22 protein-coding genes and 1 tRNA gene are annotated in these 26908 nt (G+C 35.0%); 7 read left to right on the top strand and 16 right to left on the bottom strand.

Annotation, left to right across the window (positions count from 1 at the left end; all coding sequences use genetic code 11):
- Positions 1-9: 9 nt before the first annotated feature.
- From KF816_04080 to KF816_04060, 5 genes are read right to left on the bottom strand one after another with little or no spacing between them, the layout of a single operon-like run.
- The gene (locus KF816_04080; GenBank protein MBX3007189.1) at positions 10-1002 is read right to left on the bottom strand and encodes a Gfo/Idh/MocA family oxidoreductase; all 993 of its coding nucleotides are present in this window, start codon (positions 1000-1002) and stop codon (positions 10-12) included.
- Between the two features lie 8 nt (positions 1003-1010).
- A complete protein-coding gene (gene rlmB / locus KF816_04075; protein ID MBX3007188.1) occupies positions 1011-1739 on the bottom strand; it encodes a 23S rRNA (guanosine(2251)-2'-O)-methyltransferase RlmB in 729 nt (242 codons plus the stop codon).
- Between the two features lie 28 nt (positions 1740-1767).
- Positions 1768-2280 (bottom strand): hypothetical protein, encoded by a 513-nt coding sequence (locus KF816_04070; GenBank protein MBX3007187.1) that lies wholly within the window; start codon positions 2278-2280, stop codon positions 1768-1770.
- Positions 2281-3543 carry a histidine--tRNA ligase gene (gene hisS, locus KF816_04065; GenBank protein ID MBX3007186.1) on the bottom strand — a complete coding sequence of 421 codons (1263 nt, stop codon included), beginning with the start codon at positions 3541-3543 and terminating at the stop codon, positions 2281-2283.
- Between the two features lie 2 nt (positions 3544-3545).
- Positions 3546-4019, bottom strand: a complete 474-nt coding sequence (locus KF816_04060) for a PTS sugar transporter subunit IIA (GenBank protein ID MBX3007185.1) — start codon at positions 4017-4019, stop codon at positions 3546-3548.
- Positions 4020-4177: 158 nt separating this feature from the next.
- Between KF816_04060 and KF816_04055 the strand changes: the two genes are divergently transcribed.
- A complete protein-coding gene (locus KF816_04055) occupies positions 4178-5878 on the top strand; it encodes a short-chain dehydrogenase (protein MBX3007184.1) in 1701 nt (566 codons plus the stop codon).
- 59 nt (positions 5879-5937) lie between these two features.
- Here the strand turns inward: KF816_04055 and KF816_04050 are convergent, their stop codons facing one another.
- Positions 5938-6543, bottom strand: coding sequence for a hypothetical protein (locus KF816_04050; GenBank protein MBX3007183.1), 606 nt, complete (start codon positions 6541-6543; stop codon positions 5938-5940).
- 179 nt (positions 6544-6722) lie between these two features.
- Positions 6723-7172, bottom strand: a complete 450-nt coding sequence (locus KF816_04045) for a hypothetical protein (protein MBX3007182.1) — start codon at positions 7170-7172, stop codon at positions 6723-6725.
- A 217-nt stretch (positions 7173-7389) separates the two neighbouring features.
- Here KF816_04045 and KF816_04040 point away from each other — a divergent pair, with 217 nt between their 5' ends.
- Both KF816_04040 and KF816_04035 read left to right on the top strand, forming a co-directional pair.
- A complete protein-coding gene (locus tag KF816_04040; protein ID MBX3007181.1) occupies positions 7390-8178 on the top strand; it encodes an alpha/beta hydrolase in 789 nt (262 codons plus the stop codon).
- 1 nt (position 8179) lies between these two features.
- Positions 8180-8677, top strand: a complete 498-nt coding sequence (locus tag KF816_04035) for a cupin domain-containing protein (protein MBX3007180.1) — start codon at positions 8180-8182, stop codon at positions 8675-8677.
- Positions 8678-8680: 3 nt separating this feature from the next.
- On the opposite strand, the gene KF816_04030 is transcribed toward KF816_04035, so the two are convergent.
- Together KF816_04030 and eno are read right to left on the bottom strand one after the other, a co-directional pair.
- Positions 8681-9583: a DMT family transporter gene (locus tag KF816_04030; protein MBX3007179.1), complete on the bottom strand. Its 903-nt coding sequence runs from the start codon at positions 9581-9583 to the stop codon at positions 8681-8683.
- Positions 9584-9625: 42 nt separating this feature from the next.
- A complete protein-coding gene (eno, locus tag KF816_04025) occupies positions 9626-10921 on the bottom strand; it encodes a phosphopyruvate hydratase (GenBank protein ID MBX3007178.1) in 1296 nt (431 codons plus the stop codon).
- A gap of 157 nt (positions 10922-11078) precedes the next feature.
- On the opposite strand from eno, the gene KF816_04020 reads away from it, so the two are divergent.
- From KF816_04020 to KF816_04005, 4 genes are all read left to right on the top strand, one after another.
- On the top strand, positions 11079-11444 hold the full coding sequence (locus KF816_04020) for a hypothetical protein (protein MBX3007177.1): 366 nt from the start codon (positions 11079-11081) through the stop codon (positions 11442-11444).
- Between the two features lie 222 nt (positions 11445-11666).
- Complete coding sequence (locus KF816_04015) at positions 11667-11909, top strand: GIY-YIG nuclease family protein (protein MBX3007176.1); 243 nt, start codon at positions 11667-11669, stop codon at positions 11907-11909.
- A 2-nt stretch (positions 11910-11911) separates the two neighbouring features.
- A tRNA-Arg gene (locus KF816_04010) sits at positions 11912-11986 on the top strand.
- A 165-nt stretch (positions 11987-12151) separates the two neighbouring features.
- Positions 12152-13645 carry an OmpA family protein gene (locus KF816_04005; protein ID MBX3007175.1) on the top strand — a complete coding sequence of 498 codons (1494 nt, stop codon included), beginning with the start codon at positions 12152-12154 and terminating at the stop codon, positions 13643-13645.
- A 94-nt stretch (positions 13646-13739) separates the two neighbouring features.
- Here the strand turns inward: KF816_04005 and KF816_04000 are convergent, their stop codons facing one another.
- The 7 genes from KF816_04000 to KF816_03970 form a co-directional block, all read right to left on the bottom strand.
- Positions 13740-17642 (bottom strand): T9SS type A sorting domain-containing protein, encoded by a 3903-nt coding sequence (locus KF816_04000; protein MBX3007174.1) that lies wholly within the window; start codon positions 17640-17642, stop codon positions 13740-13742.
- 17 nt (positions 17643-17659) lie between these two features.
- Positions 17660-17905, bottom strand: a complete 246-nt coding sequence (locus tag KF816_03995; protein MBX3007173.1) for a hypothetical protein — start codon at positions 17903-17905, stop codon at positions 17660-17662.
- A 139-nt stretch (positions 17906-18044) separates the two neighbouring features.
- Positions 18045-21020, bottom strand: coding sequence for a histidine kinase (locus KF816_03990; protein ID MBX3007172.1), 2976 nt, complete (start codon positions 21018-21020; stop codon positions 18045-18047).
- Positions 21021-21022: 2 nt separating this feature from the next.
- Positions 21023-21769: a response regulator transcription factor gene (locus KF816_03985; GenBank protein MBX3007171.1), complete on the bottom strand. Its 747-nt coding sequence runs from the start codon at positions 21767-21769 to the stop codon at positions 21023-21025.
- An 886-nt stretch (positions 21770-22655) separates the two neighbouring features.
- A complete protein-coding gene (locus KF816_03980; GenBank protein ID MBX3007170.1) occupies positions 22656-24716 on the bottom strand; it encodes a tetratricopeptide repeat-containing sensor histidine kinase in 2061 nt (686 codons plus the stop codon).
- Positions 24717-24947: 231 nt separating this feature from the next.
- Complete coding sequence (gene glnA / locus KF816_03975) at positions 24948-26330, bottom strand: type I glutamate--ammonia ligase (GenBank protein MBX3007169.1); 1383 nt, start codon at positions 26328-26330, stop codon at positions 24948-24950.
- Between the two features lie 189 nt (positions 26331-26519).
- Positions 26520-26855 (bottom strand): STAS domain-containing protein, encoded by a 336-nt coding sequence (locus KF816_03970; protein MBX3007168.1) that lies wholly within the window; start codon positions 26853-26855, stop codon positions 26520-26522.
- Between the last annotated feature and the right edge of the window lie 53 nt (positions 26856-26908).

Raw genomic sequence — 26908 nt, 5'->3', positions numbered from 1 at the left:
TAAACACCATCACTTATCATGTTCGGGGTAATAAACCCCAATCTGATTTCTAATTTCATCCATTATCTTGATCAAATTAATACTATCATCAAAGCTCATTAATTTACTTTCTGTTTCACCGTTTAAAATACAATTAACAACTTCTTGGGCTTCGTAATTATAACCGTTACCAATAAAATTAAAATCATGAACTGTCTCTTCCCCATTATGTAAAACTACTTTCACGTTACCCGGACAAAAATAGACATGCTCCAAAATTATTTTTCCCTTCTCACCATGAATTTCGGCAACAATTGGAGCGGCGGCTCGGAATGATGAATACATAACTGAAATCAGATCATCATCATACTTAAATGTAATATTCAAATTAGTGTCAACGCCGGTTTCGCCAATACCTGCAACAGAATTAATACTATTAGGTCTTCCTAGCAAAAATAAAGATAGAAATACATTGTAAATTCCGATATCTAGTAAAGTACCTCCACCAAGTTGTTTATTATAATGGCGATGCTCATTTCCATTTTTAGAGAGAATACAAAACGAGGCATTCAATAATTTTACTTTACCAATAACTCCATTCTCAATTAATTCTTTGGTCTTAATAATATTTGGAAGAAAACGGGACCAGAGTGCTTCCATTAAAAACAGATTTTTTTCCCTCGCCTTATTAATCATTATTGAAACTTCATTATAATTAATGGCAAAAGGTTTTTCGCATAGCACATGTTTGCCATGCTCAATTGCGTCAATTGTGTTTTGGAAATGGAGATTGTGAGGGGTACCAATATATACTACATCAATATGAGGATCTTTCATCAATTCATGATAACTAGAATAGGCTTTCGGAACTTCAAATTCATTAGCGAATATTTGGGCAGATTCTTGATTACGTGAAGCAACCGCATACAATTCAGAATTTTGGACAAATTTTAGAGCTTCGGCGAATTTTTTAGCAATTCTTCCGGTACTTATTATTCCCCATTTTATTTTTCTTTTTTCCATAATCACAATTACAAATTTCGGGAACGGTTAATTTCAAAAAGTAGAACACCTGTTGAGACAGAAACATTCAACGAATCTATTTTACCTTTCATTGGAATCTTAATTAGGAAATCGCAACTTTCAGATACTAATTTTCTAATTCCTTTCTCCTCATTTCCCATAACCAGAGCAACAGGCATTTTATAATCAAGCTCTGAATAATCTTTATTACCTGTTAGGTGAGTACCCACGATCCAGTATCCTTCTTTTTTCAGCTGCTCGATAGCTCTAACAATATTATTCACTTTACATATTTTTAAATGAGAAAGTGCTCCGGCGGAAATTTTTTCAACTGTATCATTTACAGGCGCGCTATTTTGAGTAGTGATTATAACCCCGTCAACTCCGGCGCATTCTGCTGTTCTAAATATAGCGCCAAGATTGTGAGTATCCTGAATTGAGTCGAGCAAAAGTATTAATGGAAGTGTATTTTTTTTTGAGGCCGCAATTATATCTTCAAACTCCCAAAACTTATGTGACGGTTTTATGGCAATTACACCTTGCGAGTTGAGATCCCCTTCAAGCTGTTGAAATTTTTGATGCGAGACTTGCGATATTTTAACACCCCTTCTTTTTGCCGCCGAAAAAATCTTACTAATAACATCACCCTGCTGTCCATAGGACATATATATTACATCAATTTCGCTATCGGAATTGAGGGCTTCAAGGACTGGTTTTCTGCCTGCTATTTTAATCATATTTTTTCTGGGATAAGGAATGTAAAAGTTATCCGGGAAAGGAAAATTCATCTACTGCTACACTAAATACGCAGAAGAGTCGGTTATTTTTTTTCTTTGGTTTATACTGTTCCTTCAAAACAATTTCTTTTTTATAGATATTAAAATAGAATTCGCCCGTATTAACAGCGCCATCCTGTTTTACTACATTTACTGTGAAATCACCAATCAAATCCTCAAACAGAACTTCATTTCTGGCGGGTTGTATTTCGGGTACAATATTGGTTCTTGCGGTTAATCCCATTATTATAAGATTAATTACATTTCTTTCTTTTATTACGTCAACTGAGATTTCATAGGCGAAACTTGTAAATTCGACGGCTGTTTCTATGGCAAAAGCACAATACTGTTTTTTTGAAGGTATATCATATTTATAGAAAGCTTTACAGAGATACTCAATTTTATCTGGTTTTTTCGTGGGAATTGCAGTGAGCGCATTTTCAGGTTTCTTTTTGCGTGTCTTTGGTATTTTAGGAATTCCTTCCGGTTTTCGGAGAGGCATTTAATTCTCCTTAATCTTCTTTATAATTTGATCAAAATCTTCAGTATTGAAAATTACCTGCTCACCAGTAAGCATATTTTTTAGAACAAGTTCATTTCTGCTAAATTCTTCACCACCAATAAATAGGGTGTAGCTGGCATTTAATTTATTTGCCTCTCTCATTTGAGCTTTGATACTTCTGGATTGATAGTCCAGCTCAGCCGAAATACCTATTCTTCTAAGCTCAATTAATTTATTGAACGCGAATTCCTTCAATTCTTTTTCAATTAGAATTAAATACACATCCAAATTTTTATTTGTGATATCGAGAGAGTTTTCATTTTCACAGGCAAGCAGAACTCTTTCCATACCTGAAGCAAATCCAACACCCGGTAATTCTGGTCCGCCCAACTCTTTGATTAATCCATTATATCTTCCCCCGCCGCACAACGCGCTTTGAGAGCCAACGCTTCCGCTTATAACTTCAAAAGTAGTGTGCGTGTAATAATCGAGTCCTCGAACCAATTTAGGATCTATTTCAAATGGTATATTTGAGTTAGCTAAAACCTTCTGCACATAATTAAAATGATTTTTGCTTTCCTCATCCAAGAAATCGAGAAGTACCGGAGCGTCTGTAACTATTGATTGATCTCTCTCATCTTTACTATCTAAGACTCTTAAAATATTTGTGTCGAATCTTTTTTTACTTTCGGCAGAAAGCTCATTAAAATGTGGAGCAATAAAATTTTTTAGTTCTTTTCTATATTCTTCCCGGCATTCGGGGATTCCAAGTGAATTTATTTTGACAACTAAATTTTTTAATCCAAGCTTACTAAAAATATCGTATGCCATAATAATCATTTCAGCATCGAGAGATGGGTCGTGACTTCCGAGTGCCTCAGCGCCAAATTGATGAAATTGTCTAAATCTTCCCGCTTGAGGACGTTCTTGCCTAAACATTGCTCCAACATAATAGAGTTTATTAACACTCATTTTCTTTTCGAGTGAATGTTCAATAAACGCGCGCACTACAGAGGCTGTCATCTCAGGCCGAAGGGTTAAGCTCTCCCCGCTTCTATCGTTAAAAGTATACATCTCTTTACTTACGATATCGGTACCTTCACCGATCCCACGAGAAAATAAATTAGTAGATTCAAAAATAGGAGTACGAATTTCTTTGTAATTGTGATGGGAAAATACATCTCTAATCTGATCTTCTAAAAAATGCCACTTTTGAATATCGGAGGGTAAAATGTCATTAGTGCCTGTAACAGATTTTATCATAATTACTGGCCTTCGAAGTTCTGTTTTTCTTCATCATCAAAAAGTTTAAAAATTTCTTCGGCAGTTACGGCTTTTGCAAGATTCTCTCTAAACTCATCTTGATTCATCATGCGTGTAATTCTACTCAATAATTTAATATGCGCGCCAACTAAATTTTCTTTACCAATTAGCAGGAATACAAGATTGACCGGTTTGCCATCTAATGCATCGAAGTTGGCTGGGTGGTCTATTTTACCAAATACAGCAATTATATCGGTTACATTGTTTGTTTTTGCATGTGGTATAGCAAAACCTTTACCAACTCCTGTGGACATTATACGTTCCCGCTCATGAACAGCTGCTCGTGTTTCTTCTAAATCAATAACTCTCTCATCATCCTTCAATAAATCGATGAGTTCATTCAAAATTTCTTCTTTAGTTTTCCCCTGCACTGAAGGAATAATCTTGTCAACAGTTAATATTTCGCAGATTCTCATAATTGCCACATTTGTTTATTTAATGAATGCAAATTTATAAAAGGTTTACCGTAATAGAAAATTAAGAATCGTCATTTAAAATCTATTTTTCTTGCGGAGTATATCCCTATAATCTAATTTTCTCACAAATATTATTTAATAATAGGTTTGAGGAAGTAATGGATATTAAGAACAAAACGGTACTGGTTTTAGGCGGCTGGGGTTTAGTGGGTTATGCAGTAATTAGAAAGCTAATCCCGGAAATGCCAAAATCGATTGTGGTCACATCATTAAGAAAAGAAGAAGCTTTAGATGCAGTGGAAAGATTAAAATTAGAATTTACTAATCTACCCGAAGATTATTTTAAACCTTGGTGGGGGAATATCTTTATTCGTAATGAATTTAAGGATATGGATAGAATTCAACTGCTTAACGATAAGGCTAGCAGACAGATAATTATGCGGGATACGATGGAGGAACTTTCGGATGAAATACTGCACAATTCGGCGATCTATAACTTACTTCATGATTATAAGCCGGATATAATTATTGACTGCGTAAATACAGCTACAGGTATTGCTTACCAGGATGTGTATACAACATACCATCGAATTAAAAAAACTATAGAAAGGGATGCATCGAAAGAGGAAATTATTGAAGAGACAGAAAAACTATTATGCACCGAATATATCCCCCAATTAATTCGGCATGTACAAATTCTCTATAATTCCATGAATGAAATTGGAACCAACACTTATGTAAAAATTGGCACGAGTGGTACCGGTGGAATGGGATTAAATATTCCCTATACTCATAGTGAAGAAAAACCATCAAGAGTTTTGTTGAGTAAATCTTCCGTTGCCGGTGCTCATACACTTCTACTCTTTTTAATGGGTAGAACTCCCGATGCTCCAATAACAAAAGAAATTAAACCTACAGCTGCTATTGCCTGGAAAAGAATTGAGTTTGGTGAAATTAAAAAAGGGGGAAAACCAATTCAATTATTAAATATCTCAATGGACGATGCAATTAAATTAGAATCAAAATTAAAACTAAAGCTTGATAAACCATTTAAATCTTCGGGCGATACTTTAAAATCGGTATTCATTGATACCGGCGAGAATGGTACATTTTCGAGAGGTGAATTTGAGGCGATAACAGCGCAAGGACAAATGGAATATGTGACTCCGGAAGAAATTGCTGTTGATGCAATCTACGAAATATTAGGTGGTAATACCGGGCATGATATTATCAACGCATTAGATAATGCAACGCTGGAGCCAACTTATCGCGCCGGCTTTATGCAGCATGCGGCTGTTGATAAACTTGCCGAGCTTGAAAGCATTCATAATGTTGATAGTGTTGCATTTGAACTATTGGGGCCTCCCCGTCTCTCAAAACTTTTACATGAAATTAATTTGCTGAAATTATCTTTCGGTTCAATTAAAAATATAGTTCAAAAAAGCGATGAAGAACTTTCCGAAAAAATTTCTATAGAAATCTCAAAGAATGATAAGTTAAGGAATGAAATCCTATCGATTGGAATTCCAATCCTTCTTTCGGATGGTAAAACTTTATTGCGCGGGAATGATATTAAAATTCCTCCATTTAGAGGGGAAAACGAGTTAGAATTGAGTGAGTTCAACATAAACCTTTGGGCAAAAGATGGATGGATAGATTTAAGAAATTCCAACATGGCAACCTGGAAAGCAAGGTTAAATTTAATAATTAAGGATACTGAAACCATTGCCCATAATGACACAAGTTCGATGCATGTTAGAACAAAAAGATATTGGAATAACTTTGAGACAATTGATATTGGTAAAGTTGCGGCATGGATTTTCATTAAGGAAGAAAAAGGGGAAAGAATGAAAGCTTAATCTTTTAAGGAGTTCTCTTTCTGTTGCCCTCACAAGCAGAATTGAGAACTCCGAATCTTTTATGCCGTGGTATAATTGGGATAAAAGAAAAGATTAGTTTCAGAAATTATAGATGAAATTTCGTTATGATAAGGATTTGATGCGGCTAAAGATTCGTAGATATCTTTAAAAGAGTTATTAAATGTTTCAGTGCAATCGTTTCTTGAATCTAGAAACGAATTTGCAATTGATATATCAGAAGATTTGATTCCTAAACATTTCACAAGTGTATCGATCATATAGCCTAATCTTACCTTGTTAACAGGAATTTCTTCTTCTAAAACGCTCATGTATAAATAAGCGCCGCAAAAGAAAGAAAACTCAAAGAGCAGTCCATCCCCCCCTTGAACCTTTGAAGAGATGAAACTGAAAAGTTTTTCAGAGTAATTTGCCAGCCCGTTTGAGTCTTCGATCTCCGAAGGAATTTCTTCATTAAAAATTCTAAAATACAGTGCGTTTGATAATTTTAGAACTCTCTTGCGGTTTATTTCTTCATATATATCATCATTAATAAAAGAACTATTACTGTCTGAATTTAATGTTACTTTCAAAAACGAGAGAAAGTATCCTAATACAAATGCAGAATTATTTTTTCCTGCAAGATTTTCCGATACTATTGGAAACACATTATTCTATTTTTTTTAGGACAAATATAATTGTGGATAAGCTCGTGGGATTAGTAATAATACTAAAGATAATTTTTTTTTGAGAAATGAACTTCAGAGGATTTAGTACATGTACTAATATGAGAGAAGTCTATTTAATTAAGATTTTACCTATTGGTCTTGCAATTAATAGGATTTTCTCAATAACTCTGCATCACTTTTGAGTCATCAGAAAAACTTGCGTTATCGTTTATAATAGTGTAGCGAAATCCGTTTCCTGTACTCTTTTTGGCGCTTTTTAAATTTTCTGTATTTAATTCAGAATGAGAAAAGTCCTTATTAAAAGTTTGTTTGCGAACAACATTTACCTGTTTGGGCTTGTACTGATCTAAAGGAAATATTTTAGGGTAATGTGTTGAATTTGTTTTTGCTGATTGCCTGTTATAAATATGTTTTACAGCGGTATTTTCAGCAATTGTATTTTTATCATTCACCAGCTTATCTGATGTTCCATTTTTAATTTTAGAGGCTTGATTACCCCCTCGATTTAAATCACTTTTTCGGGAAAGAAGGTAGGAGGATGCGATTACAATAATTAACAACCCTACACCGAAGATTAATACATTATAGATAATATCTATCAGTTCCATAATTATTCATTCATAATATTATTTCAAAGAGAAAGGCAAGCATTATGCCAATCGTAAATCATGTTTAGAGCTTCTTATCATTATATAATTACTAACCTGGCGTATCATTTTAAGATTGTAATTCATTTTAAGACATTGGGACACAACTAGAACTGCTATTTACATTCTTAAAATAATTATTCTTATTTTAAGTTGTACTTAAAGATTCAGTAATTTTATGAGCAGTGATAAAAAGCACAAAAAGTATTTCCTTAATAGCGATGAAATAATTGGGACTGTTCTATTTCATCATGAATTTTACAGCTTCAACCTCAAAAATGAAAGAGATATAATTGTTTGGTTGCCCCCCTCCTATTATAATTCAGTGAAAAGATTTCCTGTTATATATATTAATGACGGGCAAAACCTATTTAGTCCACATACTTCGTTTTCTGGTTACGATTGGAAAATTGATGAAGTACTCACAAACCTCATTAGTTCAGGATTAATTGAGGAAGTGATGGTTGTTGGGATCTTTAATACAAAAGATAGATTAGATGAGTACAATTATTTTACCGAATCTGGTAAACTCTACGCAAAATTTATTTTGAATGAGTTAAAAATCTATATTGACGAGACCTATCGAACTAAACCAGATCGTAATAATTCAGCTATTATGGGATCATCGATGGGTGGATTGTTTTCATTCCAATTAATTTGGAACCACCCTCAATTTATTGGAAAAGCGGCATGTATGTCTAATTCATTCTGGGTTAATGATGGAAGAGTATTTGATGAAATTAAAAAGAGTAGTGATATACCAAAGAATATTAAAATATATTTAGATTGCGGCTGTGAAGAAAAAGCGTTGATAAAAGATAATAAAAAAATGTGCTCCATTTTAAGTTCACTCAGAAATTCGAATGAAATAGATGTTCATTGCTATTTTGATAAACTTGGTAAGCATACAGAAGTTGATTGGGCAGCAAGAGTACATAAACCATTTTTATTTTTATTTGGGAAATAATATGAAAGCAGAAGCCATAATTAAAAAGTTAAATTTAATTGCTCACCCGGAAGGTGGATATTATAGTGAGACATACCGTTCGGAAGAATTTTACAATCCCGAATCACTACCTCACCGTTATCAGGGTGTCAGAACTTTTTCCACTTTAATTTATTTTTTATTGCGTGAAGATCAAGTTTCACTATTCCATCGATTGTTGAGTGATGAAGTATGGCATTTTTATTTGGGTTCACCTATCATACTTCACACAATTGATGAGAATGGAGTATATAATCAAAAAAATATCGGCTCAAAAGTACTAGAAGATGAATCACCTCAAGTTATAATTAAGAGAAATACCTGGTTTGCCGCCGAGCTTAAAGATAAGTCGCAATTTAGTTTGGTGGGATGTACAGTGGCACCTGGATTTGAATACAGAGATTTTGAGTTAGGAAGAAGGGATGATTTAATTAAAATTTATCCCCAGCATTCCGGGTTGATATCTAAATTTTCAAAATAAAAGTTACCTTAAAAATAAAATTGCGATACCAATAACAGTTACAAAAGCGCCAACTATTGAGAAGATTGATAATTTTTCTTTATAGTAAAAGTATACTATCGGTAGCATAATAACCGGTACCGAAGCCATTATTGTAGAAGCAATTCCCACTTTTGTATTTTCAATCGCGATCATACTAAATGTAATTCCTAAAAAGGGTCCAAAGATTGCCCCAATTGTAGTATATATCATTGTTTTTTTATCTTCTAAAAATACCTTTATTGGATTTTTATAACGGCGACTCATAACCGCTAATGGAAAAAGAATTATAAATGCTGTAGTAATTCTTACAAAACCTACAAAGAAACCGTTTAACTCTCCCTCATCAAAAGCCCTTTTGGCGAGAATTAATCCTGCCGCTTGACCCACCGCCCCTAAAAACGCGTAAAATATTCCCATCTTGTCAATCTTGTAGTTTGAGGTAGGAACTTCGTTTCTTTGTAGAATTACCATAGCAATTCCACTTACTGTTATGGTAATCCCGAGAAGTGCTACAAAAGAAATACTTTCGCCCAAGAACATGAAAGCAAGGAAAGCAGAAATAGGAGGAACAAGTGACATTACAAGCATACTTAATCTAGCGCCAATAAATTGAAATGCTTTGAAAAGATAGGTGTCACCAAATACCAGTCCAACAACTCCACTGAGTGCTAAATAAAAAAACTGGTTAAGTGAAATGCTAATACTAATACCGGCTAATGGAATTGTAATGGCGAGAAAAATAATTGCGAAAATCAAACGTGTAACATTAACGAATAAAGAACCTGCTCGCTTTGATGCTTCAGTAAATGCAATAGATGATATTGCCCACAGCATAGCCGTAACAAGTGAAGCAATTTCTCCAAGAAATGGTATTGGTGTATTCATATAAAAAAAGCGCCTCGAAGAGAGGCGCTTATAATAAATTAATTATTCCGCTGAATAATTTATTGCAGCGAGTCCGGGGAAAATAGCAGTTGTGTCCAATTCTTCTTCAATTCTTAGAAGCTGATTATATTTTGCGATTCTGTCAGTTCTGCTTGCGCTTCCGGTTTTAATTTGCCCTGCATTTGTTGCAACAGCAATATCAGCAATAGTAGTATCTTCGGTTTCACCGGAACGATGAGAAATTACGGAAGTATATCCGGCTCTTTTTGCCATTTCGATAGCATCTAAAGTTTCTGTTAATGTACCAATCTGGTTTACTTTAATTAATATTGAATTTGCAATGCCTTTTTCAATACCGGTTGCTAATCTTTCAGTATTAGTTACAAATAGATCATCACCAACTAATTGGATTTTTGAACCTATTGCTTCGGTCAATTTTTTCCAGCCTTCCCAATCATTTTCATCCAAACCATCCTCAATTGAGATGATCGGATATTTATTTACAAGATTGGAATAAATCTCAATCATTTGTTCAGAAGTTTTGGTTGATTTATCAGATTTAAAGAATTCATACAAACCAGACTCTCTTCTGTACATTTCACTTGAGGCAACATCCAGAGCTAAAGAAATTTGCTCACCTGGTTTGTAACCTGCTTTCTCAATAGCTTCTAGAATAGTTTCAAGAGTTTCTTCATTAGATCTTAGGTTTGGAGCAAATCCTCCTTCATCACCAACTGAAGTATTCAACCCTTTCTTTTTCAATACCGATTTTAATGCATGAAATGTTTCTGTTCCCATTCTTAACGCTTCAGCAAAGCTTGTAGCTCCATGCGGCATCACCATAAATTCTTGAAAGTCAACTGTATTATCTGCGTGACTTCCACCATTAATAATATTCATCATTGGTACAGGTAAAGTCTTTGCATTAGTACCACCAATATATTTATAAAGGGGAAGACCGAATGATTCAGCTGCGGCTTTTGCGCAGGCAAGAGAAACGCCTAAAATTGCATTTGCTCCTAATTCGGCTTTATTCGGGGTTCCATCAAGTTCAATTAAAAGGTTATCGATTGCAACTTGTTCTGTGGCATCAAAGTCAATAAGTTGATCAGCTATTTTATTGTTTACATTATCAACAGCTTTTTGTACTCCTTTCCCTAAATATCTAGCTTTGTCACCATCTCTAAGTTCAACTGCTTCATGCTCACCGGTAGAAGCACCGCTTGGTACTGCTGCTCTTCCAATAACTCCACTTTCTAGCAAAACTTCTACTTCAACTGTCGGATTTCCACGAGAGTCAAGGACTTCCCTTCCCCATACATCAACTATTGTAGTCATGTTATATTCCCTTTTTTAGTGTCTTAAACGGTCGCAAAGTTATTAAAAAGGACATTGAAATTCCAATTAAGCGGATTTATGACAACCGCTATCATAATTAAACTATTAAACTTTATTCATTTTAGTTCGATAATAACTTATAACTAAAGGAGTTTCCATGGAAAGAGTATTATTTACGCAGTATTCTGGAAAGAAAATTCTTCACCTCGATTTTGCAAACTGCCGCGAACCGAAAAAGTTATTTGAATCTATCAAAAACGCAAAACTGGAAGTTTCAAAACATCCCCCAAAATCTTTGCTAGTTGTTACCGATGTGTCCGACTCAATATTTCCAAAAGAATTGGTTGAAGCTATGAAAGAATTAGCTAAATCAAATGCTCCATACGTAAAAGCCAGCGCAATTGTTGGAATTACAGGTCTAAAGAAATACATTTTCAATACTGTAATTCAATTGACCGGTCGAAAAATTAGCGCTTTTGATGATCTAATTACTGCAAAAAGTTGGCTGGTAAATCAAAACTAAGTACTGATTAATTGAGTTAGCTTGATCGAATTTTTGTATCGACGGTGATTCTTTAATCACCGTCATCATTTCAGAGTTACTAATTGAATATCGCCTGCCATTATTAATTCTATTTATTATATTTACAACCATTAAGTTGTTCTTTGCAAAATAGAGCCGCCCCGTAGTTCAGTATGGACACCTGTCTGCCGACAAGGCTGGGAGCAGAAGTTTCCTGAAGAAATGTGTTATTATGTTTATATATTAAAAAGTGTCTCAGTCAATAAAACTTATGTGGGACATACAAACAATCTGGAAAGACGACTGGCAGAACATAATTCCGGTAAATCACAATTTACTAAGGCTTACAAACCATGGAGAATAATTTATTCGGAAAAATTTAATACTTGTATTGAAGCCATTGAAAGAGAAAAATATTTTAAAAGTAGTTCTGGTCGAGCATTTGTAAAATCTATTTTTAATTAACTGCCCCCGTAGCTCAGTATGGACAGAGCAGAAGTTTCCTAAACTTTTGGTCGGAGGTTCGAATCCTCTCGGGGGTACTTTTCAATTGAAATCCAACATTACGTAACAAATCAGTACTTTAGCAATTAATTTGATTATTATCACATAAAATAAATTGATTGAACTTTCCAGAATTTCAAGTCGTTATATTTAAGTAACTAAAAATAAAGACTAATTATTCGAACAAACACAAGGAGTGTATAATGCTTAAGAAACACATTTTTTTAATACTTACAATTTCTCTACTATTAATTTCGACGACACAAGCTCAATTTAAAGAATTTGGTTTGAAAGGGGGAGTTCAACTAAATGGTGTTGTTCCAGCAACTGAATTTGAAGATGATAATGGATTTGCACTTTCATCGTTTTTAGTTAGAGGATTACTTCGATTTGAATTATCACGCGACTGGAATGCAGAACTAGGTCTTGGCTTCGGCAAGCTAAATGGAGATGATTTTAACTACGTTACAAATACTAAAGGTGCCGGAGAATACAGTACATCACTAATCCCTATTGATGCGAGAATTCTTTACACCCCATTCGAACTAGAGAGCTGGAATCCTTATGTATATGCTGGTATTGGCGTTATGAATTATTCTGTTAGCACAAAACCTTCAGTAGTTTCACCTTTAGCTGTTGAAGATAAAGGTTGGACCGCGTTAATTCCTTTCGGAATTGGAACTGAAGTTAAATTAAGCGACGAAGTTTTACTCGACATTAGTGCCGGCGTAAATTATTCATTAACCGAGAATTTGAACTTCTATAAAATAGATGATCTAAATGATGGTTATATAAATCTTGGTTTGGGACTTACATTCACTGGCGAAAGCATGTACTCAGATAAAGATGGTGATGGACTTATAAAGAAGGAAGAATTAGAATTAGGTACCGATCCAAATAATCCAGATACAGATGGTGATGGCTTAAAAGATGGAGCAGAAGTAAAACAATATCAAACAGATCCTCGTAATCCAGATACAGATGGCGATACTTTGAAAGATGGTGAAGAAGTATTAAATCATAAAACTAATCCATTAAAAGCTGATACTGATGATGACGGCTTAAAGGATAATCTAGAATTAAACAAATACAAAACCAGTCCATTAAATCCAGATACAGATGGTGATGGTTTAAAAGATGGTGAAGAGGTAGAAACTTATAAAACCGATCCATTAAAAGCTGATACGGACAATGATGGTTTAAAAGATGGCGAAGAAGTATTAAAACATAAAACCAATCCTTTGAATCCCGATACTGACGGCGGTACTGTTAATGATGGCGTTGAAGTAAATAGAGGAACAAATCCATTAGATCCAAGTGACGATGTTCCACCAGCAATCGTTGAAAAAGAATATTCATTAGAAAATGTATTATTTGGTATCAACAGCTCACGCTTAACTTCAAAAGCTAAAAAACAGCTTGATGACGCTGTTAAAACAATCACCGAATTAAATGAAGCTAAACTAAACCTAGGCGGACATGCATGTTCATTAGGTCCAGATACTCATAATCAAAAACTTTCTCAAAAAAGAGTTGATGCCGTTAAGAAATACTTGGTTGAAAAAGGTTTGAGAGCCGATATTATTAGTGCTGAAGCTTTTGGTGAATCAAAGCCGGCAGTATCGAATGATACAGAGAGCAATAGAAAACTAAACAGAAGAGTTGAAATAAAAGCTGTTTATAAAGAAAAGAAATAGTAGTTATTAATATTCAAAAAGGCATTCTCATTAATTGAGAATGCCTTTTTTTTGTAAATAAGATTAAGTATTACAATACTTATTTATCAAATAATTATCTGAGAAGTATCATTTTTCTGCTCTGCGTAAATTCTTTAGTCCTTATTGTATAGAAATAGATTCCACTAGCTAACCCATTAGCATCAAATGTTACTTCATAACTACCCGAATTCTTTTCCTCATTTACAAGAATTGCAATTTCTTTTCCAAGAATATCATACACACTTATTTTTACAAAACTGGATTTTGGTAAATCATACCTGATCTTTGAAGAGGGATTAAATGGATTCGGATAGTTTTGCTGAAGCTGATAATCCTGAGGTATAGCATTTCCAGTACTTCCTTCATCAATGGATGTTGTTTTAGGTTTGCATTTACCCGCTTCACCTGCGGCAAATATTCTAAAGATTGTGGAATCCGCCAATGCCCGGTTAAATATTTCTACTTCATCAATTTCCCCTTTAAAAGGAATCGCGAAGGAAATATTCCGCTGACCGATAAAAAATTTGGCCTGATTGGTTATTGATCCGGCAACAGCTGTCGGGTCAAAGGTTAATACAACCGATCCATCAACATAAAGTTTACCGCCGAATTTATTATTTCTTTCAATTGAGACAGCAACAAAATGCCAGTTTCCATCGGCAACCGGAGAAGTTGTGGCTGAATAATTAATTGATGATGATCCATCTCCCATCTGAAATCCAATCTTGCCTCCGGAAATATAGAAACTATAACCGAGCGGAAGGACCTCAGTACCCGCTCTTTTATCAACTAAAAATAATACGCCGCGGTTATCAGTGGTTCTAACCCATGCGTCAATTGTGAGATTTCCTGTTCCGAAGTTTAATGCGGGATTATCCTGAACAACTATAAATTCGGGAAGTATCATATCCGGGGACATGCTGAATGCCTTATCAACTTTACCATTTGCGTAGGCGATAGAACTGAATAATGTTCCATGATTATTGAAGCCGGAAATGTCATTGGCATTATTATCCCCCGGCCACCAACCCATCATTCCAGACGGAGGAGGCGTACAATCCTCTTTGCCTCCACAGATTGGTACAGTTATACACATGGTATCACTGTGACAGCAGTAATTATATGCCGTCTGCCCCGGAACAACTGTAAAAACCGCTGTTTGGAAACAGAGATTTTGCCCCGCTCCAATGCCCGCAATAATTATAGTGGTAACTGGCGAGACTTGTCCCGGCATAATACTGGTATTAAAAATTGTTTGAGAGAATGTTACTCCCGGAGTTGTTGGATAAATTCCATAACCTGTTGACATTATACTAGAATTATTCTGTACCCGGAACTCATATTTATATGTTCCGTTTGGCAAGCAGGTAAGTGTGCCGTTAATAGCTTGTGAACAGCTGTCAATCTTCGGCTCGAGCGGAGCGCATTCAAATTTTAATGTGTCAGTACAGATTACTTGTCCATCTTTAATCCACCTAACAGCAACTACCTGATTTGGAGATGTATATTGCCGGATACACATATCAAGTACATCACTGTAATTTCCAGTTGCAATACCGCTAGTTAAAGGAAATTTCACAAGTTTAATTACATTATTTGGGAAAACATTTGTGAATCCCCACCCCGGCGCGGAGGTAGTTGATACAGTACTGAACATTCCGCCTGAGAGTAATTCAAATTCCACATTTGAAAATTTAGTTGAACTATTATTTGTTAACGAAATTGAATAACAGCAATCCTCCGGATTTCCCTTTGCTTGAACACTTAATGAATCACATACCGTATTACAATTTGGGATTGTTACTGATATTGTTTCATAACACCAACAGCAACCATCGGGACTATTAAACTTTACTAATATGTTTACAATATCTCCGGGTACTGCGCCGGATATTAAAATATTTTGAAGTCCTGAATTTGCACCGGGTTGTACCATTGATGATAATTGTGCGGCTAATGGTGCAATCGATATATTTCCTGAACCTTGCAGTGTGTACTCAACATTGGAAACACTATATGTTGCGTTATTGGTAAATGAATAGGATAAATTATAATGGCTGCCAACACACTCAACCGAATCAATTTCAATAGTGGAGCATGGAATCTCGCAATTCAATCGTAGTGTATCCGAACATACTGCTGTTCCAGATTCATTAAGCCAATTTACAACCACCACCTGAGGCGATGTTACATAGCTTAAATTAATAGTGAAAAAATTATTAAGATTTCCTCCAGTAACAGTACCGGAAGGTGAAGTATAGGTATTAGTTCCGGTTGTAAACCAGTTTTGAAAATTTACGCCTAGCCCCGTTCCGGTAGTAAATTGATTTGGAGCGAGTGACATAATTTGGATTGAACTTACTCCCGTAAGTATTGCAGGCTGAGTTAAACTTAAACTCCAGCTGCAATCGTCCGGTGAAGTTTTTACTGCTGTTGCGCTTAATGAAATGCACGGATCGGAAGAAACCAGATTTCCGAAATTAATATTATTGACTGCCTGATTAGCCCCGACTGCAACAGAATGCTGATCTCCCGTAACACCGGCTACCCAACCCGACTGAGCAGTTTCTGAAATAGTATAAGTACCGGCGGATAATCCTGTAAATAAATAATTTCCGTTTACATCAGTCGTAGAAGTTTGAGTAATATTGTTGCCGGATAAGTTTATTATCCAGCCCGATAAAAACGATTCAGAGGGATCCTTTATTCCGTCATTATCGGTATCCTCAAATTTATAGCCGGATATTGAAGAGCCCGGAGGATTACAGCACAATGAGTTTATTAACGTACTTGAAGAACCGGTTACAGTTCCCTGCAGATTAACTCCCATCGCGGTATTAACGTGATCGTTTCGCAATTCAATTAGCAAATAATAAGTGCCCGGGGTAATATTTTGCAATGTTTGATTTACATTGGTAGCTGCAGTAAAGTTTGCCGTTGAAGAGGAACTGAACGAAACAAGTGTCGAGATTACGGTTCCATTCGCGTCAACAAATTTTACTTCCGCGCGGTTATCAACAAGAATCTTAAAATTGAAAATCAGATCAGTCAATTCCCCCACGCATATTTTTTTGCTGAACACATAAGGAGTATCGGTCGCTTCGCCGTTAGCTAGATTAGAGCCGTAAGTCTGAAAAGCTGAAATATACTGGCTTCCGGTTCCCGGCTGAGCCCATGCGGGATGTTTATCTATCACCCATGCCGGCCCGTTTAGATTTACCGGACCGTTGCTCATCGGCGCGTTTATTAATGTCCAAAACACATCCTGATCAGTTCCGGGATTTGCATAAGCGCTGCTCGTATTATAATTCCAGCCTGTATTTAGAATAACAGAATTTGTCTCACACGTATCACTTTCCGCTGCTGATGTAGTTCCTTCAATCAATACATCTTTATGAGTGGCGAATGAGGGAGTCATCGCTAAACCGCCATTAAGAGTGTATGGATAAATTCTGAGAGAAAACGTTTTTCCATTTGGAACAAGTACATTTAAGCTTTTTGAGAATGTTTGTACTGAAGTATTTAAATAATTTAACGCGGTTGTATGTAATTGAGTTTTGCTGTTCCAGTTATCAATTGAATACCACACTTCCCCTTTAATTATATTGAAATCGGTACCTAACGGATTATCGCTATATCTAAATGAGAGAAATTGAACCGTGAAATCATTCCCTGTAGTCGGACTCGCATCAAATTGAATAAATCTTGTGTAATCAGGAAGTCCCGCAATCCATCCGGTTCCCTGATTACCGGTCCATAATCTTTGACCATTTGCGACATATGGGTTATAAATAGATAAGAGATAAGAACCCGAACCGGTTCCAATTGTCTGCTGAGATGCCTGGATATTTCCAATAGGATTATCTGGATTTTGATCACTTGTTAAGGGCCATTTTACATATGCCGTTTGTGAATATATATTTATTACGGAGCTTAGGAAAAAAGCAACCGCTATTATTCTATGCAGGTTTTTCATTTTAACCTCTTTCATTTTCATTTAATTATTTCGCCATTCCTAATTGTGATCGATTTTTTGTTTTTAAGTTTTTTAAGTGATTCTTTGAGTTCCTTTATTTTATCTGAGGGAACATTTGGATCTCTCTCGAGATCATCAATCGCTTCATCAATTGATTTATATTCCTTACCAATTTCATCTGTACCCCCCTTTTTAATGATTAGTAGAGGCGGGGAAACCGATTTTTTGCTGAATAATTCGATCAACTTTTTTATGCTTTTCAATTTTTTCCGTTTGAATTTTGTACGAAACTATAAATCAAGGCTTCATGCGGCAACTGCGAATCAGTTATCGGAAGATTTTAATAAGTAAACGGTATGATTATATAAATAAACGGCTGGCAAAAACGGGGAATATTAACTACTAACTTATTTTATAAAGAGGTGGAGGAAGAGAAATGATTATTTCTGTTCCATGTAAATTACTGTTCACAGAGTTTAAATCCTCAAACATTATTGGCTTTGGAATTTCCATTCTAGCGCTCAGCAGCCTTAAACGCTCTTCGATAATCTGTATTCCTTTTGAAATATGATCTTCCTTCTTGCTCTTTTTAGCTTCATTTATCCCCACTCCATTGTCTGTTACTCTTATTACAAGTGATTTATATATAGCTGAATCAATATCCACTTCCTCAAATTGAAAAGAGATTTTCAATAATCCCTCAATACCCGAATTTATTATCCCATGCCAAAGAGAGTTTTCAACAAAGGGCTGGATTATCATATTGGGTATCATTAAAGAATTTGTATCTATATCATCCCCGATGAAAATCTCATAGATAAATTTATCTTGAAATCGGAGCTTTTCTAAATCAAGATAGAGTTTTAGTCTGCTAATCTCTTCTGATAAAAGAATAAAAGCATCACCGGCTGTTTCAAGATTTTTCCTTATCAGCTTCGCCATCACCGCTATATAATCATTCGCTTCCTCATTTCTTTTGCTGTTGATCAGATACTGAACAGAATTAAGCGAATTGAATATAAAGTGGGGATTCATCATTGCCGAAAGCGCTTGGTGCTTGAGTTCGTTAATTCTTTCGGCTAGTTCAAGTTCTTTCTTAATTTTTTTTCTATTCAATCTGATGCGCCAGTAAATAAACATGAGATGAAAACAGATCAGAAGCGCAAACAGCAGTGCATAAAACCAAATAGTTTCATAGAAGTGAGGAAGAATCCGGAATGTAATTATATAAGGTTTACTCCAGCCGGAATTTTGAGTTTTGGCAAAAATTTCCAGTTGATAATCACCATTCTCCAACGAAGCATAATTTATTTTATTATTTCCGGTCTCGGTAATAATATTATTTAACTTGTATCGGTATTTGATTGTTGATGGGGAAGAGTAGTTTATAGCCGAAATATCAACGGCTATATTATTCTGATCTCTTTCAAACTCTAGATTATTTTTATCAGTGAACTTTAAATTACCAGCGGTAAAATTATTGAGATGAAGTGCTGGGGACATCTGTTTATAATTTTCAAATAAACTTAAACTCAGTTCAGATAATCCATTGCTCGTTCCTATATACATTTTATCGTTCCGGTTATCGTATTCTATAGAAAGTACCTCATTTGAAGGAAGTCCTGTTTGACTATTGAGATACTTTACTGAATCTCCATGAATTATATAAACTCCTTTCATATTTCCGATCCAGATTCTCCCCCTTTTATCCATAGCTATTGAGTTTGAAGAAGTAAGATCATGCCCTGAGAAGTTTATAAAATGTTTGATAGAATTGTCAATAGAATTATATCGCGCAACTCCGTTTAATCCGGCGAACCAGACATTTCCCTCATTATCTTCATAAACAGAATTAATCTTGGCCCCTAATACCGGATCATTTATATAATAAGTTTTTTTCCACCCGCCAATTTCTTTTCCAATCCAATCTGTGATTCTGCAAAGCCCTAAACCTGTTCCTACCCAGATATTTTTTTTTGAATCTTCCTTGATAATATTTATTCTATTAAGCTGAGCTTTCAGATCGAACAGATAATTCCATTCGGGATACTTATTATTTTTAAACTCCTTCTGAACTACAATATTGTTGCCGATGCCTCCGAACAAAAATAATCCGTTGGAGGTTTCGCAGATCGATTGAAGCCTTGAAATCTGCAGCTTCAAATCTTTATAAAATACTTCTATGGATTCTGACTCATTTGAGGTAAGTGAAACATAAATATTGTTATCCTTCTTTATAAGATTATTTATGTATCCGTTGATTGCCCGCCCGGAATTGTACAGTAGCTGATTGATTGAACCGTTTTCTAAAATACTAATTCCGTTTATGGTGCCGATTAGCAATCTGCCCGATGATACTTTAAGTACAGAATTAACATAATTATTTACGAGCCCATCATCCTCCGAATAATTCAGCAAATAAATATTAGTAAGGCAATACACTCCTTTGCCGAACGTGGCTATCCATATATTGCCCTCGTTATCTTCAATAAATTTGGTTATCTGCGTGGTTTTAAGATCAAGCTTGGAACCGATATTTATAATTTCATCCGATCCTGCCGGAATAGTATAAAATCCTTTTCCTGAAATAGAAAACCAAATACCGCCCCGTGAATCAACAATTAAATTGGAAACATTATTTTCAGAAAAAAGATTAATGGAATAAGTAGCGATTACTTTTTTATCATTGATTCGGTAGATCGCTCCCTCGGTACCGATTAGAATATTCCCATCTTTATCAGCCGCCCCGCAATTTAAATTTTTCTCCTCTAAGCCGGGAATATTATATTTTGAAATAGTGCTGCCATCAAACCCGAATAATCCTTTGGATGTTAACAGAAGCAGCTGTTCTTCGCCGGTTTTAATTATTCTGTTGAGATTAGGATTAGCTGCCTGCGTCCTGGGATTAAAGAAATCATCAGTTTTAGCAATTCCCTTCTTCGCTATTTTTACAATATTCGTAAATGGGCCATAGGCATAAATATGTTCCTTCGTGTCAGTCAGATAAGTAGTCCGGAATTCAGCGTCTTTAACTTTGGTTCTATAGCTTTCAATTCTGCCTTTATATAAAACATTAATTCCGCTTTCATAATTGCCGATATAAAGCTCACCATTATTTCCTTCCATGAGCGAGGTTATTGAATTAGAATTAAGTCCATCAGTTTTCTGGTAAGTTAAAAATCTGCTTCCATCAAAGCGGTTCAAACCATTTAATGTTGCTATCCAGATAAAACCATTACTGTCCTGAATGATATCATAAACTGTCGATGACGCAAGTCCTACTGAAGGGGTGTAATGATAATAGGGGGGCGTTTGAGAATAAACCAATTGATAGGTTAAAATAAAAATTATGATCAGTGAATAAATGAAGCTTCTCATATTTAAACAGATTTTAACACTGATTTAATTTTTGCGATAAACTCATTTGTCCTTCTGCGTGATATTTCAACCTTGCTACCGTCGGTCATTGTAACCTGACCGCCGCTCAGTTTTGAATAATCTTTTATTAGGCTCAAATTAACTATGTGCGATTTATGAATTCTGAAGAATTTATTTTGGGGAAGAATTTCTTCAAAGTCTTTAAGTATTCTTGATACAATTACACTCTTTCCATTTTGACTTATAACTTTAGTATAGCACCCCTCGGCTTCAAGTCTGATTATCTCATCAATAATAAAAACATTAAAACCGTGAGCCGAAGGGATTACAAGTTTATTGGTTTCATTAATCTGCGCCGGCACGCCGATTTTATTTTTTATTGATAATAGTTTTTTTACGGTTAGTTTCAGTTCTTTGATATTTACCGGTTTCAGAATATAATCCACTGCGCCGGCTTTTAGAGCTTTGATTCCATACTCTTCATAGGCGCTAACAAAGACTACCATAAAATCCCGTTCATCAAAATCATCCAGAAAATCAAAACCATCAAGAACGGGCATATTGATATCAAGGAATACTACATCGGGGTGATGCAGCTTTACCTGATTCTTTCCATCAACTACTGAGTTGGCTATACCGAGAACATTAACCTCATGACAATATTTATCAATTATCATCTTGAGATTTTCTCTTCCATGAAGCTCATCATCCACAATTATTGCTGTAAGCTTATCAATTTCTTGAGGCAAGTTTAAACTATCTTTCTGTTACGAAGTAACATTTAAAGATTGAAAAAGTGAGTAAAGAAGGAAATATAATTAAGTTATTCAAAAAATTAAGCTGTAAGATTTTGAACCTGTTCACACATTAACTATTCAAAATATTAAACATGGTTAATACGGGAATTAATATACGGTAAGATTTTCAATGATGCTTCACATTTTACTTTTTCAGAACTCATCCCCCAGCTCCCCTTCTCTTTTTAAGAGAAGGAGTTTGAGCTACTTTACTTTTTTCTATTTCTCCTCTGCCGCACCGCCCGATTTGGATTTAGATATGATCATAAATATGGAAATTCCTCTCTTTTCCCAAAATTTTAATTACAAATTAGGTTTTGACTATTTTCGATGCAAGAAGAGGGATACATGATAGTGTTGAAAACTGATTATAGAAAATGGGTAGAGACCCGATAGATCGCGTTTCTTTTGTTTTTGAGACATCAATGTTAGGAGTTGAATCATTTTTATTCACCGTTGATGCGTTTGGTTTTTACATTGAGACGGAGATATTATCTATTGCGAACTTGTGATTTAACATTGAGGCTACTGCATTTACCATTGAGAGGGTTATATTATCCTTTTCTTAGTTGTAATTCTCTATTGATGCATCTGCATTTGACTTTTCGACACGGATATTTTCAATTTTATAGTTGTGATTCATTATTGATCCGTCAGCATCTTCCGCAACCGGTTTTTTTCTCGTAGAGACGCCATATATGGCGTCTCTACAATAATGGTTGAGGAATTGCTCCTGTCCCGGGACAATAATGATTTTATCCGCTCGGATAATTGGAAGCGAGTGAAGGACCTATCGGCAGTATCTGGAGGTTGAGCAAAACAGTTCGTTAGATTTTAATTACATGTCAGAAAGTGGTAATGTAAAAAAGAAAGTACTTCCTTCATTAACTCGGCTTTTAACCCAAATTTTACCTCCATGTCTTTCGATCATTTCTTTGCATAGAAGTAATCCAAGCCCTGTTCCCTTTTCATTTGCAGTTCCATCAGTGCTTGTACTCTTATCAATTTTGAATAGTGTTTCAAGTTTTTCCGGTTTGATGCCAACGCCAGTATCTTTCACTGCTATTTCAACGTAATCCCCTTTTATCGATGAATTTAGAGTTACCTTTCCCCCTTGATTGGTAAACTTAATTGAATTGGCAACAAGGTTTCTTACAATTGAAGAAACCATATTCACATCGGCGAATACAGATACATTTTTATCAATTGAGTATGTAAACTCTATTTTTTTATTTTGGGATGTCTGTTTCAATAATGAGAAAGTGGGATAAAGTTCAAGCAGTAAGTCAAATTTTTCTGGTATAAAATTCATTTTGCCCGTTTGCAGCCTAGCCCATTCAAGCAGATTTTCTAATAACTTGTATGTGCTATTGCTTAACTGCTCAATATTTCCAATAAACGATATTTTTTCCGCTTCAGTCAATGTTGCATATTCAGTTGATAGCAGTTGCGAATATCCCAGCAAACCTTGATAAGGACTCTTTAAATCATGCGCAATTATTGAGAAGAATTTATCTTTAGCTGCGTTGGTTTCTTTGAGTTGTTCGTTCAATAGCTGAAGTGCTTCCTTTTGCATCGTAATCTTACTATTATTTTCAATCAGTATATCATTAGTTTTTCTTTTGGATCTATATGCTCTTACAACAAAAGCAACTATTACTGTGAGCATCAAAGTTATTATCAATAAAGAATTTCTAAAATAGGTTTGTATTGTATTCTCTTTTTGCAGCAATAAAATTTTCTGATCCCTTTTCTCTCTTTCATATTTTTCCTGAAGTTCGGCTATTGTTTTTAACTTTTGTTCATTCATCAATGAGTCGTTTTCATTCTTCGCAATCTTTAAATATTGATATGCGTTTTTGAAATCATTCATTTTAAAATAGGTATTTGCCAGCCTGTTAGAAGATGCCACAATTCCCCTTTTATCGTTTGACGCTTTCCTAATTTCATAAGCCTGGAGAAGATGGCTCAGACTTTTTTCATACTCACCCATCTCATAATATGTTATTCCAATACCCGCAAGAGACGCGGCGATGCTCCTCTTGCTGTTTAGTTCCTTTCTTATAATAAGAGATTCATTAAAATATTTCAGCGATTCATCAAATCTTTTTAAATCCCTGTAGATAAGTCCCAAATTTCCATATGCTCCCCCTAATCCAATTCGGTCATTAGCTTTTTTTCTAAGTTCAATAGTACTTTCCACATGATAGAGGGCTTTATCGTAATCTTTTAGCTTGATGTAAATAATCCCGAGATGTTCATGTGAAGTAGCGTGAATCATATCATCTTTGACAAGTTCACTAAAGCTCAAAGCTTTATATGACTGCTCTTTAGCTTTTTCTATATCTCCGGTTATATAATAAATTATGCCAAGACTATTATAAGCCCTGGCTAATGCTTTAGGGTCATTTTCCTTTTCAAGGATATTAATGGCTTGCAAGCAAATCTCGGTGGCTTTCTCATATTCTCCCCTCACTTCACAAATCATTGCGTATCTATTTAAGTATTCTCCAATGCCAACATTATCATTAATCTTTTTACGAATCGCGTATGAGGAATCATAATATTTTAGTGCTGTGTTATAATCGCTCTGGGAATGAAAGCTCAGTCCAATTAAATAATAAATATCCCCTTCAGCTTTTAAATCATTTAATTTTCTCGCAAGCCCAAGTGCTTTATTCCCATATTCAATTGATTTAGCTGGTTGAACCCGGTTGTTGATGCCGAGTAGTTCGATATAGGTTTTTAGATTTTCCCGCGGATTAGCTGTATTTAATTTAGTAAGAAGTGAATCTATCTTTTTAAGATTTACATAAGGAAGTATTACATCATTGAATGCACCGGAAAACAATAGAATAACGACAAGTAAGATTTTGTGCATGTTCAATTTTTTATTCATTATATATTCTCAAAAGACATTTTTTCGATAATTATCCAGGTTATTATCGAATGAAATGAATAAAAATTAAATCTGCAGACCCAAATTGCGGTTATTTCCAGTTCACTCTAATTCTGACATTGAAACCAAAACAAGAAAAGCCATCTACAGATGGCTTTTCTAACTTTAAATCACTTCATGCCCCCATTGATTTGCTAATTTCATAATCAACCGGTAATCATCAACTCAATATCATAGTGTAAAATACATTTTGAATTCGAACGGATGCGGCATAGTACCAATTGAATGAATTTCCTCATTTTTAATTTTTATCCACTGATCAAGCAATTCTTCAGTAAAAATATTTCCTCGTTTCAAGAACTCATTATCGGCGTTTAATGCGTCAATTGCCTCCTCTAGATTTCTAGGAAGCATTTTTATTTTGCTCCGTATTTCATCATCTTCCAAAAAGTTTTTATCAATAGGCCCAAAACCTTCAGCTATTGGATCGATCTTATTAACAACTCCGTCAATCCCCGCTAAAAGCATTGCGGTTAAACATAAATATGGATTCGCTGTCGCATCCGGTGGTCTATATTCAAATCTTGTCTCATCTTCATTGTTCACATATTTGGGTATTCGTATTGCTGAAGCTCTATTTCCCATTCCATACGTGAGTGCTACTGGAGCCTCAAAACCGGGGACCAACCTTTTATATGAATTAGTTGAAGGATTAGTGAATGCCGAAAGTGCTGGTGCGTGTTTCAGCATACCGCCAATAAAATATCTTCCAAGCTGATTCATATTTCCATATTCACCCTTTTTATAGAAAGCATTCTTCCCTTTTTTTGTTAAATAAAGATGAAGATGCATTCCATTACCCGCCTGCTGGTACATTGGTTTAGGCATAAATGTAATGAATAAATCTCTCTGCCGGGCAAAGTTGAACAATATATATTTAGCAGTAACAATATTATCCGCGGTGGATAATAGGTCGGAAAAATAAGTTTCAATTTCCTGCTGGCCTCTTTCACCTACTTCATGATGGTGATACTTAACTTTAATTCCATATTTAGAAAGCAGCTTGCACGCTTCATCTCTAAAATCATCATAGATATCGAATGGATTTGCGGCATGATACGCCTTCTTATAAAATTCCTCGGCATGTTCAATTTGGTAATAGGAAGTTGAAGTCCTTGTATCATATTCAACTTTTGAAAAAATATAAAATTCGAATTCCGGTCCCCACCACGATTTATCGCAACCGGTAATTTCCTTTAACAACTTTTCAGCCTGCTGTGCTAAAAATCTGCCATCCTGAGAAAAGCGGGAACGTTTCTCATCTGTTAAAACAATGTTTGCATAAAAACTAAGCGTAGGAGCATCTCTAAATAAATCAATTACTGCGGTATCAAGATCAGGGATGAGAATCATATCACTGTTTTCAACTTTACGGAATCCGTAACTGGAACCATCAAACCCCACTCCTTCATGAACTAATTTTTCCATTATCTTTTCATGAACCGGCAGAGTGATATGATGTAGCCTCCCGGGGAGGTCTATCGCCTTTAAATCAATAAACTCAATTTTGTTTTTTTTAATTAATGAATTAATACTCTGAATATTGTGTGCCATTGATTCCTCAAGAATATTTTGAATTTAATATAGTTGTGATCTACTTAATAAATAAGCTTTGGTAAATTGGGGGAAAGTTGGCTGAAGTTCAAGTGAAAGGCGTAATGATTCACTAAAGAATATAGATGGTGAAATTAAGAAACCCTTGCTATACCAAGGATTTCTTAATGATTTTAATGATAAAAAAAATTAAAAGCTTTTAGCTGCCTCTTCAACAGTCTTGTACTGTTCAAAAATATTGTTAAGTTTTGTAATTGAGAGCAGTCCATCAATTTTATCAAGAACACCCGCTAATTTCATTTTCCCACCTGCATCATTTACAGTACTAAACCCCCTAACAATATTGCCGAGTCCCGAACTATTAACGAATTTAACATCGCTTAATTCAACAATTATGTTCTTCTTTCCCTGCTTTAAGTAACTATCAAGGGTATTGTGGAATTCCTGCGCTTCAGGTCCACCCATTAATTTTCCTTTAAAAGAAAATACTACCGCGTTATATACTTCATTTGTTGTGAAATTCATATTAACTCCTATTTATTACAGCTTCATTAATTAATACACTAGCGACTTTATAA

This window comes from Melioribacteraceae bacterium, assembly GCA_019638015.1.
Lineage (GTDB): Bacteria > Bacteroidota > Ignavibacteria > Ignavibacteriales > Melioribacteraceae > JAHBUP01.
Note: the sequence above shows the minus strand (reverse complement) of the source record. Positions and strands in the feature narration are given on the sequence as shown.